The following is a 12,438-nucleotide window of genomic DNA, read 5'->3' on the forward strand; positions in this document are numbered from 1 at the left end:
CTCTTTAATCCTTTTCGCCATCTTTTTGCCCGCTCCGCATTATGTCAATCCAAAACATCGGCTGCTCCCCCGCTTTCAGTCTCCAAGCGCCAAACCACGCCAGTTCCGGGCTGCAGATGCCAGCCTGTCTGGGATGCGTTTGCCCCGCCCAGGCTGAAGATCAACTCCGCGTTTGGAGCCGGCCGGTATTCCCGCGTCACGGTGGAAAGATTCAGCACCACGCAGACGCTGGCCGTGGCATGGCAACGCTTCCAGGCCAGCAGCCCGTCCGGAACATCCAGAAAAGCGAAATCCCCCTCCGTGAAGAGATTGTCCGACCGCCGGAGACGGATCAACTTCTGGTAAAATTCCCGCAACTCACGGGCTTTGTCATCCTGTTCCCAATCCCAGTTGAAGGGCCGGCGGTTGTCCGGGTCGCGGCCTCCCGCCATGGCGATCTCGTCGCCGTAATAGATGTGCGGCGCGCCCACAAAGGTCATCTGGAACAGCAGCGCCTGTTTCAACCGGCCGAGGTCGCCTCCGGCCAGTTCCATGATCCGCACGGTGTCGTGGCTACCCAGCAGGTTCATCATCGCGCCCGCGGACTGCGTTGGATATTCCGCCAGTCCGGCGGAAACGCGGTCACAAAAGCTTTTGCGGTTTGTGATGCCCAGAAGGAAAAACTCGATCACGGGGTCCTTGAAATGGGCGTAGTTCATCACCGAATCGAAATAGCGATGGTTCACCCAGCCCCGCGCGCTTTGCCAGATCTCGCCAACGATCCAAGCCTCCGGTTTCAGCTCTTTAACCCGGCCGCGAAACAGCTCCCAAAACCAGTAGGGAACTTCATCGGGAACGTCGAGGCGAAAACCGTCGATCCCCATCTCCAGCAGCCACCAGCGCGCGCAATCCAGCAAATGGTCCACCAAGGGCTGATTGGGAACGGCCTGGCCGATGTCTTTGACGTAGTTTTCGGCCGGATGGGCGCGGCTGAGGTCGAAATTGAGGTCCGGCATGTCTTTGATGCCCCACCAGCACTGGTAATGCTCTTTGGGCTTGAAATCCGGCGGCAGCGGCTCCGGCAACGGCCATTTATGCCAGTCGTACCAATTCCAATATCGCGAATCCGGGCCTTTGTCCACGCCATCGCGAAAGGCCCAAAAATCCTCGCCGGTGTGATTGAAAGCCACGTCCAGGATCACCCTGATCCCCGCCGCGTGGGCCGCTTTAACAAGGTCCCGCAGTTCATCATCCGTGCCGAAATGCGGATCGACCCGCTTGAAATCAGCGGCATCGTACTTGTGGTTCGATCTCGCCTGCCAGAGCGGGTTGAAATAGATCACGTTGATGCCCAGATCGCCAAGGTAGGGCAGTTTCTGCCGCACTCCGGCGATGTCACCACCGTAGAAGGACCACCAGTCCGGCTTTCCCTCTTCCAGCCAGGGACTCTGTTTCAGGCCGCTGATGTCATGCCAGTCCCGCACCAGATGGAAGTATTCGCGTTGCGGAGGCAGCAGTTCACCCTCCGGTGGCGGCGTTCGGCAGTCGGCATAGTAATCCTCCCTGAAGTCGGGATCGTTGCTGGGATCGCCATTGCAGAAGCGGTCTGGGAATATCTGGTAGATCACCGCGTCGCGCACCCAATCCGGAACGGCGAAGACCGGCAGGCTGGACAGTTCGATCAGACGGGGTGTAAGCTTGTCCGGATCAAAAGAAAAGCCTTCCGCGCCATAGCCGAGGCTGAAATCTTCCGTTTCGCCCCGGATCAGCACTTCCACGCTGGGCCGGGACGTCTGGAACAGGCAATGCCAAACGGCTTGATTGCCGCTGACGCCCACAGGCTTAAGTTCATGCTCCCTGCCTGCGATGACAGCCCTGAATTGCGCTTCCAGCCCGGGATGCCAGCTGAAACGCAGCTCAAATTCCCCGTCCGACAGGCGGTTTAGCTCCAGATACTGGTCCCGACGTACATCCAGACAGGCCGGATCATCCCGCACCTGGTGCCAGCTTAGGCGGGGCGGGCCCTCAGTGGCCACGTTCAGCACGGAATTCTCACCCCCAAAGGGATCCGGCTCGCGCATGGGATTGGCCGGGTCCGGCATCCAGTTGCCGTCCACGATCAGTTTATAGCGATGGCTTCCCGGTTCCACGGGCAGTTTGAGGATGTAGATACCACCGAGGTCGATCAGGTCGAGGATCGCCCAGCCGGTGAAATCCCCGGCCAATCCAACCAGATGTTTGCCCGCCGTGGGGGCTTGGTATTGAAAACTGATCTCAGGCATGTTTCAAGGTTCGGCCTGGACTCAGGCCTTGCTTTTCTTTGCGCCGGATTTTCGCGGGGCTTTCTTTGGCTTTCTTTCCAGCTGGGCTTCGCGCAGGTAGTGGGTTTTGAGGTATTGCCCCGTGAAGGATTTTGGATTTTGCATCAGCTCTTCCGGGGTGCCTGTCGCCACCACGTAACCTCCGGCTTCGCCTCCTTCCGGACCCAAGTCGATTATCCAGTCGGCGGTTTTGATCACATCGAGGTTGTGTTCGATCACCACCACCGTGTTGCCCATGCGCACCAGTTTTGTGAGCACTTTCAGCAGGCGGTTGATATCGTCGAAATGTAGGCCGGTGGTGGGTTCATCCAGCAGATAGAGGGTGCTGCCGGTGCTCACCTTGCTCAGTTCGCGGGCCAGCTTGATACGCTGCGCTTCGCCTCCGGAGAGAGTGGTCGAAGGCTGGCCGAGTTTCACGTAATCCAGCCCCACCTCCATCAGTGTATCCAGTTTGGGATGGATGGAGGGCACGTTCTCGAAAAACTCGAAAGCTTCCTGCACGTCCATGTCCAGCACCTCGGCGATGTTTTTGCCTTTGTAGCGGATGGAGAGCGTTTCCTGATTGTAGCGTTTGCCTTTGCATACGTCGCAGGTTACGTAGATATCGGCCATGAAGTGCATCTCGATCTGGTTCACACCAGCGCCCTGGCAGGCTTCGCAGCGTCCGCCGCGTACGTTGAAGGAAAAACGTCCGGCCGTGTACCCCCGCACCTTGGAAGCCGGCAGCTTGCTGTAGAGCTGGCGGATGGGGTCGAAAAGCTTGATGTAGGTGCTGGGATTGGAACGCGGGGTGCGGCCGATGGGGTCCTGATCGATGCAGATCACCTTGTCGATGTGCTCCAAGCCCGTGATGGCAGACATCTTCCCCACCTTGTGGGTGCTGCGGTAAAAGTGGTTTTGCAGATGTGGATACAGGGTCTGGTTGATCAGCGAGCTCTTACCGCTGCCGGATACTCCGGTTATACAGACGAACATCCCCAGAGGTATCTCCACATCGATGTTTTTCAAGTTGTTCTGCTTCGCGCCGCGGATGGCGATCATCCGGGAGTCGGTTTTCACGCGTGTTTCCGGGATGGGAATGCTCATTCTGCCGCTCAGATAGGCACCGGTGAGAGAGCGTGGATTATTCACCACGTCCTCCACGTTGCCCGCGGCCACGATCTCCCCGCCGTGGATGCCGGCCTTGGGGCCAAAATCCACCACCCGGTCAGCGCTGCGGATGGTGTCTTCATCGTGTTCCACCACGATCACGGTATTGCCCAGGTCGCGCAGTTGGACCAGCATCTGGATCAACTTGTTGTTGTCGCGCTGATGCAGGCCGATGCTGGGTTCGTCCAAAATGTACATCACCCCCACCAGCTGGCTGCCGATCTGGCTGGCCAGGCGGATGCGCTGGCTCTCGCCGCCGGAGAGGGTGGGCGAACGCCGGTCCAGATTGAGATAGTGCAGGCCCACGCTGGCCAGGAAGCCCAGCCGGTTTTTGATCTCTTTGAGGATCTCCTCGGCGATCAGCAGCTGATTGCCGCTGAGCTGGAGCCGGTTGAAAAAGTCAACGGCCTCCCGCACGCTGAATTCGGTAACCGTGCCGATGTTCATCTCCCCCACCCGCACGGCCAGGGAACTGGGTTTTAGCTTTTTGCCCCCGCATTCCGGGCAGGGTTTGTCGCTGATGTATTGCATGTAATAGCGCCGCATGTCCTCGGAGGTGGTTTCGTGCATGCGCCGTTCCAAGGTCGGGATCACGCCCTCGTGACGCATCATGAAGTTGCCGGAGCCGCGTTCATTGGCCCAGGCGATCTTGAATTTCTTGCCCTTGGAACCGTAGAGGACGAGCTGCTTCACGATGTCCGGAAGCTTGTACCAGGGAGTGGAGAGTGAGAAATCGTAAGCCTTGGCCAGATTGCGCACCGTGTTCAGGGTCCAGCTGTCCTGTTTGATTTCCAGCCTGCCCCAGGGCGATACAGCGCCTTCCATGATGGTCAGTTCGGGATCCGGCACCACGAGGTCCGGATCGAATTCCAGTTTGTAGCCCAGTCCGTTGCAGAGCGGACAGGCGCCGATGGGGCTGTTGAAGGAAAAATGCTGGGGCGAAAGCTCTTCGAAACCGATGTTGCAGCGCGCGCAGGAATTGGTGGAGGAAAGCAGCTGGACCTCATTTTCGTCCGTGAAATCGATCTTCACCAGCCCGTCTGTGAGCTTCAGCGCCAGCTCCAGCGAGTCCGCCAGCCGGGATTCGGCCCCCGGTTTGATCACCACGCGGTCGATCACCACGTCGATGTCGTGCTTGCTCTTTTTGTCCAGAACGATGTCTTCGTCCAGATTTCGCAGCTGGCCGTTGATCAGCACCCGCACGAAACCTTCCTGGCGCAGTTCATCCAATTGTTCCTTGTGTTCGCCTTTCCGGCCCTGGGCCAGCGGGGCCAGGATCTGCAGCTTGGTGCCGGAGGGTTTCTGCATCAGGTGTTCGATCATCTGGTCCACGGTCTGCGAACCCACCGGGTCGCCGCAAATGTGGCAATATTGCTTGCCCACCCGCGCGAACAGCACCCTCAGGTAATCGTAGATCTCGGTAACCGTGCCCACCGTGGAGCGCGGGTTCTTGCTGGCGGATTTCTGCTCGATGGCGATCGCCGGAGAAAGCCCCTCGATGTAATCCACGCGGGGTTTTTCCATCTGGCCCAGGAACTGCCGCGCGTAGGCGGAAAGGGACTCCACATAGCGGCGCTGACCCTCGGCGTAAAGCGTGTCAAAAGCCAGGGAGGATTTGCCGGATCCGGAAACGCCGGTGAACACCACCAGCTGGTTGCGGGGAAAAGCCAGGTCGATGTTCTTCAGATTGTGCTCTGATGCGCCTTTTATCACTATCTCGGTTTTCAATTTCATTACCTCGTTGCCGCGCAGGGAATTTTAAAGGCAGGGATTTGTCAAATGAAATGTATGGACTGCAAAGAAGCCGCGGGATGCGGAACGGTAATTGCTTAGTCCTGAGGCAAAGCGTTTTCTTCCGCGCTTGGATTTCAAAACAAGGCCTGATTTAACTTGACAATTTTTCAAGCGGATACAAATTGGCTAACAGAGGTCAAAATGAACAGAATGATCTGGCTGACGTGCTTGTTGCTCAGCCTCTGCCTGGGGGCTGCGGCCCTCACCATATACGACGTCCAGTACACCGCCTCCCGGGGCGTGGATGATTCCTATCCCTCTCCCTGGCTGGGAAAACAGGTCACCCTGGAAGGGATCGTAACCGCCACGGGCTACCGCGGCGAGGGGTTTTTCCTCTCCGAGAAGCTCAGCGGCGCCTGGCGGGGCATCTATGTTCTGGACAGCCGTCACCGTCCCGCCGTTGGCAGCTACCTGCGCCTCAGCGCTGAAGTCGCCGAAAACTTTGGCATGACCTGCCTGCGTGATCTCAGTTCCCTGAAGGTCCTGGACAGCAACCGCACCCTGCCCAGCCCGGTGGTGATCAGCTCCGGCCAGCTGGCCAGCGCCATGGAAGCCGAAGCCTATGAAGGCGTATTCGTCCGTCTGGTCAACACCTCCGTCACCGGCGGCAAAGCCAGGAACGGCCGCTTCACCGTCAGCGACGGCAGCGGACATTGCGGCATCGTGCTGCAGAGCTTTGGCGGCAAGGCCTCCGCCCCCGCCGTCGGCACCCAATATGCCCAGATCACAGGCCTGGTCACTTTCAGCTACGGGGAGTATCTGCTCAATCCCCTGTCTGCCGGCGGCCTGCAGGTCCAGCAACCCGTTTCAGTGCAGAACCGGAGCTGGGGAAAGATCAAATCCATCTATAAATAAAGCAGCAAGGAGAGACGATCATGAACAAATTCTTTAAAAAGGCGTTGGTTTTGGGTGGTGTAGCCCTTGCCGCCCACTTTGGTTTAAAAGCTTACAAACGGGTCAACGGCCTCAGCAAACTGGCCAAATCCCTGCCCGAATTCCTCAACAATGTGTACGGCGAAAAGCCCAAAATGAGCATCAACCAAGCCCTGAACATGCTGAGCATCAAGCTTGGCTTCAGCCAGGATATCCTGGACAAGCACACGGACATCGAAACCACCGTGCGCGAATACATCGACGATTTCTACCCTGAAATGGGCAAAGGCGCCATCAACATCGACATCTACGCCAAAACCGAAGAGGAAGGCGAGGAAGCCGTCGAAGAGGTGGAACCCGAAGCCTGAACCCGGTTTCGGATCCCCTGCTGACTCACGGCCAGCAACAACCTTTTACCACTCGCGTTCCCTGAGGGCGCGGGTTTTCATTTATCGCATTGACGAGCAAGTCAAAGCTTGGTCTAAGGTCGCTTCCTTCTAATATTCAGCTCTTACCCTGTAGAAAACGCGGTCTCCATACTGCGCTTCGGCGAAGGATGTGGTTTCTGAAGTTCCTGCCAGCGTGTCAAAAGGTCCTTCGGGACAACTGCTGCGATAGACCTTAAAATGATCCACCCCAAAGATATGGGTCCAGGTCAATTCGGTTTGGCCTGTATCGTGGTTCTGATTGATGGAAAGACCCTGCACCGATATTGTCAGGAGGTCGGCAGTGGAAACAGTCCAATCTGAAAAGTGCTCCGTGGTCACGCTGAGTTGGCGGGGATCCAGCAGAGATACATCCGCCGTGGGGCAAACCGGGGTCCAGAGCGCTTCCGGCTGCACGAGGACCAAGGCTTCGGCAGTGGAGAAATCAAGTGCATTGTCAGCAGAGGAAGCCCAGATCAAAGTAAGGTCCTGGCTTCCGGAAAAAGTGCCTTCCAGCTGCCAGCTCCGGTTGATGCTGCTTCCGCAGGGCAGGGTCTGTGAAGCCGCGGCATGGGTAACCGCGAATCCGCTGACCTCTGGGCCGGGCTCGATCACCAATCCCAAAGCGGGCACGTGGAAGCCGGTGGCCCCGATGTTTTGTTCCGCCCTGCCGAAGATCCAGGCATCGGCGCCGCAGATTACGGCGGCAGAATCGGAAAGATAAAGAGTATGATCCTCCAGTTCCAGCGTGCTGCCTTGTCCCAGGTTCAGACTGCCGTTCAGGTGAATGTCCCGGTCAGCAGTGATGACTTGGTCTGCGGGGATGGACAGGTCATTCAGGACTGCTGTGTCGGCAGGAATTTCGTCTCCGGTGGTTAGCCCGGTTTCATAGATGATGTCGATAGTTCCGTCGCAAACCACAAAACCCGAGTTGTCCAGATAACCATTGGAGCGGTAAATCGCCGCGTTTGCGAAGAAATTCAGGAAAGTGTCTGCGGGAATGTTCAGCGTGCCCTGAATGAGGTGCAGCGAGTTCCGAATCTGCCACAAACCGTAGATGTTGGTTGTTCCGTCGCGGTTGAAGAACACGTTTCCTGCCAGAATCCGGGGCACAGTTGTCGGCTGGGCGTTGCTTCCATTGTAGTACAAGTTCGAGCCATTCGCGCCGTTAAGCTGGCCGCCGTATCCGCCGGACAGGGTTTGTTCGACCGTCAGGCTGGCCCCTTCACCCAGATCCAATGTCCCGTAGAGGTAGAGATCTTGAACAGAAGTAGGATCAGAAACCTGGCAGCCGTAGCCGGACACATCCAGACGATATATATCCAAGGGGGGCAGTACAACCATTCCGGAAGCGTCCACAGACAGTTCGGAATTGCTGTTGCCAATAAACTGGTCACTGCTGGACAGGGCAAGAGTATTGATGCCAAGGTTCTGTTCCGAGAAATCAAACACCCCCGCAACCACGTTCAGATTGTTGATATGCAGGTAAGTGGTTAGATTGAGCCTTTTCCCCGGCCGGTTCAGGTTCATGCTGTTGATGTTAGAGGAATACCAGTTTAAATCGGTGTCTCCAGGACCAATTGCCACAGTGCCGTTATGAGCATAGATCGATCCGTTGACGCGGCTGAAACTGCCATACAGGGTCAGGGTGTGGGTGGAAATGTTCAATGAGCCGGATTGCAGCACCAGCGCGGTGTAAACGGTCAGATTGCCGTTCAGATTGGTTTGATAGGAGGCCCGGTTAAGCAGAAAAGTCCCCACGCTCAGGGCAGGAAGGTAGATTCCGCTGTTGTTATCGTTGATCACCAGGGTCGAAGCCGGGTCCGTGACAAGTGTCCCGCTGTAGCAGTTTAAATTCTGATTCAGGGTCAGAGTGTTTGCCCCCACACACAGGTTGCCAAGCGTGATTGTCAGATTGGACACTGTCAGATTGCCTGCCAGGTTACAGCCGGCGCTGCGGTTTACGGTCAGGTTGTTGATGTCAGTCGTCAAAAGATACAAGGCCTCGCCGTTGCCTCCGATCACGAGGGTCCCGGAGCCGGAGATGCCGCAGATCCCGTTCAGGCTTCCGTTCACGTTCAGGGTCCCATGTATGGCCAGGCTGCTGTCCACCAGCAACGATGTGGATATGGTCGCCTCCCCGGTGAGGGTAACCACCCCTCCTCCCAACAGGGCCACATTTTTGTACTGCCCGTGCGGGGAAAACGTTTGGCTGCCGTTGGTCCAGTATTCGATCGTGCTTTCCGGGCCCATCGCCAAAGAACTCGCGTGCAGGATGCAGAATGTGCCGTATCCGTAGCCGAACAAGCCTCCGGGATGGGCTGTTTTCACATGTCCGGATATCGATATGGAGGCATCGTTCGTGCTTGAGGAACGCACCGAGCAGGTTCCGGCGTCCAGATAGCCCTGTACTGAAAAGGTTCGGTAATCATACATGTACAGGTCGCCGGCCAGAGTGTAGTGGGCATTGCTCTCCAGCCTGATATAGTGGTTGCATTGGCTTTCGGTGCCGCTATTGGCGAATTTGAGGGCTTCGTAACAACCGGAGAAATAATAACTGGGATACCCGCCCGCGGCTCGGTTGCGCGCGTAATAGGTCCCGTTGTTTTCGAAACTGCCGCCGATGTAGTACAGATTTGCAGGCAGGTCTTCCGTGCCGGTGAGGTAGGTGGAGTAAAAGGTTCCGCTGTTGATTACCACGTCCCCCGCGATGTTGTAGGTGATGCCGGCAGAGCCGGAACTGCCGTAAAAGGTTCCGCCGTCGATCTCGATCGAACCGATGCTGTTGGTAAGGCTCGAGTTTGTGCCGCCACTGAAAATTGCCCCTGTTTCGACCTTGAGATTGCCGTTCAGGGTCAGGCCATTGGTTCCCGCAACACCCACAGAACCAGCTCTGACGGTCACGTTTCCGAAAGTGATGTCATCATAAATGGATAGTCCGGCGTTTTTATTGAAGATGAAAGTACTTGCCGGGTCCAGGGTGCCGATCTCTAGAGAGCCATAGGTGAAATGAGTGACTTCATACGTCGCTCCGGCCTGCAGGGAAAGGAAAATGTCGTGATTGTAGGATCCGGACGTGATCTTGCCTCCGGTCTCGATCAGCACGGTGGAATTGTAATGCAGGGTCCAGGTGCCCTCGGCATCCATGCTGTCGCCGTCCTGGACAATGAAATCATGGGCAGTCAGCAAAAAACCGCTCGGTGAAGATCCGCTTCCGTCCCGGTTGCTGCGCCAGGAACTGGTTTCGTCGATCGGCAAATTGCCACGGCTGTAGTAAGTGCCCGCGCCCAGCGCGAGAACAGATGCCAACAGCAAAACAACGAACAAGCAGCGCATAAATCCCCCTTACACGCCAAAACTTGAACCAGGCAAGCTCGTGCCGCGAAACAAGCCAGCTCACCAGCGCTTGAAACCCAGGTTGATCTACAAATGTTTGACGAATAACCAAGACATTCTAAGTCTCAGCCTGGTTGGGAACGTCTTTTCGTTCCCGTGATTCACAATCTATGCCAAGCCACACGGCCAATTTCATTTATTTTACACTTCACGATCCATGTCAAGGATTTTTTCGATTGTCCGGAAGCGCTCCCTGATCACGCTCATCGGCGCATATCTATGTATCGGTCCGGTTGACATCCCGGGATAGGTTTGGCATGAACGATTTTCGCAACCGGAATTAACTGCCCTTCGCTTGGGAAGTTTCGTGGAGCTTTCTGAGGCAAAAACGAAATGCGGCGGCACATCAACCCCTCTGATGACCGTGCTCTTCCGAAATTTGTGACGGATATTCAAATTTTAAAGCTTGACAATATCAACTTGATCCTGTGAGAATGAATCGACAGCAATTTCACTGGAGGTGAGAGTCATGCAGACAGTCAGATTTTTCGTCTTGTTGGCGCTGCTCGGATCGATCGGGATCTTGGGCGCGGACGTTTATCATTCCACCGCCGCGGGCGGAAGCTGGAGCGCTTGGTCCACTTGGGGTGATGAAATCACCATACCCATTCCGGATGCCGATGATGATGTTTTCATTATTGGCCCAGTAACGGTCGCAGGAGCTGTAGCCTGCCACAACCTGACCGTGGACGGTTCCGGGGCTGAGCTCAGGAACGGCTACGATGAATATGGGACCGTCAACATCGGTGGCAACCTGGCTCTTCTGAATGATGGCAAGATCCTTTGCGACACCTACCAAAACCGCCATATAACCGTTAACCTCGCCGGAAACTTCAGCCAGGCTGGGCTATGCCAGCCACAGACCTTCAATTTCACCGGCAGCCCAGGCCATCATCTGGCCCAAAGCCCGGGCTACAGCCTGGCGCCATATCTGAACATCACCGTGCCTGCGGGCGCCACACTCTACATCGACACGGATTTCGCCGTTTCTTCTTCGCACGCGTCCGACAATGCCAACTTTAACTGGAGTTCCACCACTTCCAACTACAACCTCGTGCTGGCGGAAAGCGCGGACCTTGCTTTCACCAACGTTATCCTCCAACGGGCAAATATCAGCGGCGACGGAACCAACGATTTGTTGTGGAACAACTCTCGCAACGGCTATATGTACTATTGCGCGCTGTCAGATCTCGCCATCCAGGGAGAAATCAGCTTCCGGGCTGGCTGCTCGCTCACCGATGCGGTAAATCACGGGATCCTCCAAAACGCGGATAATACAAGCACAGCCCTTTCAATATCTGGCGACTTCGCCAACTACGGAACCCTGCGTAACCATCCCGATGTTTTTTTACTGACCGTGAATGTGGATGGCACCATCCAAAATGATGGCATTTGGGCTGCACAGACCACAAACATCAGCTCCGCTTCAGCGCAAAGCATACATTTCCCCCAGGACCATCCCTGCCAAAGGTGAATTTCATCGATACCAACAGCGCTTCAACAATACTGGCGGTGGGTGATCTCTGGTTCCAGAACTGCTCGTTGGATCTCAACCTTGCCACCCTGGTCCTGGATTCCGCGCCCAGTGGGCTTCATATCATCACCGGGAACCTCCGGGATGCTACCATCCAAAGCGTGGCGGGAAACGTGATCGATATGAGCGAAGGCACCATCACCAACGTCGCTTTCCAGTCCATCACCAACGCCGGCACCCTCACCCTGGCCTCAGATATCACGGTGGCAGGAGACCTGGTTAACAACGGCTACATCCAAAACTACCCAGAGTCCAGCAGAAACCTTACGGTGCAGGGAAACATAACCAATACAGGATCTATCGGCGATAATCCCTCAAATTTTAGACTGACTTTGAACTGCTGGGGAGACATCGTACAATCCGGTCTCTTCAACTGCTACCGGGTCTATATCAACGGCCCTGGGAACCAAACCATCAATCGCGGCGGGTCCCTGGCACCAGACCTGTTTTACCTGGATGCAGGTTTTTATGTCAACCAATGGTTTCTAAACGGTTCGCTTAGCAGCTTCACCGGTACCCAGATCAGCATTCCGATCACCAGCGATGACGTTTTGGGCGCCTGGCAGCCTTATTACTCCGTCACCGATACCTGGGGCAGAACCATCACCATCCAGGCCGCTGGCCTTCCCGCGATCCCTCAGAATGTGTGGCTGGAACCCATCCAATCAGGCGAGGCGCTGCTCCACTGGAACGAAGCCCTCAATGCCAGCAGCTACGGGATCTACGTTTCCGACGACCCTTATGGCGGGTTCACCCTTCAGTGGGATCACATCATCGATCCCAACCCTGGAGACGGCACTGTGGAGTTCACCATCTCAACTGCAGACGCGAGGAAGTTCTACCGGATCGTCGCGCGCAACTGAGCCGTTTTATCCACTCGGCTCCCAATATCAATACGGTATCAATACGGAATCAATACGGATTTCATCCGTAATGATTCCGTATTGATACCGTATTGATATTGGGA

Annotated in this window: 7 protein-coding genes; 4 read left to right on the top strand and 3 right to left on the bottom strand. The window is 56.2% G+C overall.

Annotated features, from left to right (window positions below; all coding sequences use genetic code 11):
- Positions 1-44: 44 nt before the first annotated feature.
- Both LHW45_02315 and uvrA read right to left on the bottom strand, forming a co-directional pair.
- Positions 45-2,261, bottom strand: a complete 2,217-nt coding sequence (locus LHW45_02315) for a DUF3459 domain-containing protein (GenBank protein MCB5284411.1) — start codon at positions 2,259-2,261, stop codon at positions 45-47.
- Positions 2,262-2,282: 21 nt separating this feature from the next.
- Positions 2,283-5,183: an excinuclease ABC subunit UvrA gene (gene uvrA / locus LHW45_02320; GenBank protein MCB5284412.1), complete on the bottom strand. Its 2,901-nt coding sequence runs from the start codon at positions 5,181-5,183 to the stop codon at positions 2,283-2,285.
- A 201-nt stretch (positions 5,184-5,384) separates the two neighbouring features.
- Here uvrA and LHW45_02325 point away from each other — a divergent pair, with 201 nt between their 5' ends.
- Together LHW45_02325 and LHW45_02330 are read left to right on the top strand one after the other, a co-directional pair.
- Complete coding sequence (locus tag LHW45_02325) at positions 5,385-6,098, top strand: hypothetical protein (GenBank protein ID MCB5284413.1); 714 nt, start codon at positions 5,385-5,387, stop codon at positions 6,096-6,098.
- Between the two features lie 20 nt (positions 6,099-6,118).
- Positions 6,119-6,484 carry a hypothetical protein gene (locus LHW45_02330; GenBank protein ID MCB5284414.1) on the top strand — a complete coding sequence of 122 codons (366 nt, stop codon included), beginning with the start codon at positions 6,119-6,121 and terminating at the stop codon, positions 6,482-6,484.
- Between the two features lie 129 nt (positions 6,485-6,613).
- Here LHW45_02330 and LHW45_02335 read toward each other — a convergent pair whose 3' ends face one another.
- A complete protein-coding gene (locus LHW45_02335; GenBank protein MCB5284415.1) occupies positions 6,614-9,877 on the bottom strand; it encodes a hypothetical protein in 3,264 nt (1,087 codons plus the stop codon).
- Positions 9,878-10,406: 529 nt separating this feature from the next.
- On the opposite strand from LHW45_02335, the gene LHW45_02340 reads away from it, so the two are divergent.
- Positions 10,407-11,411: a hypothetical protein gene (locus LHW45_02340; protein ID MCB5284416.1), complete on the top strand. Its 1,005-nt coding sequence runs from the start codon at positions 10,407-10,409 to the stop codon at positions 11,409-11,411.
- Complete coding sequence (locus tag LHW45_02345; GenBank protein MCB5284417.1) at positions 11,408-12,334, top strand: hypothetical protein; 927 nt, start codon at positions 11,408-11,410, stop codon at positions 12,332-12,334. Before LHW45_02340 ends, LHW45_02345 begins: the two co-directional genes overlap by 4 nt.
- The last annotated feature ends 104 nt before the right edge of the window (positions 12,335-12,438 follow it).

The sequence above is a fragment of the Candidatus Cloacimonadota bacterium genome, assembly GCA_020532085.1.
Lineage (GTDB): Bacteria > Cloacimonadota > Cloacimonadia > Cloacimonadales > Cloacimonadaceae > Syntrophosphaera.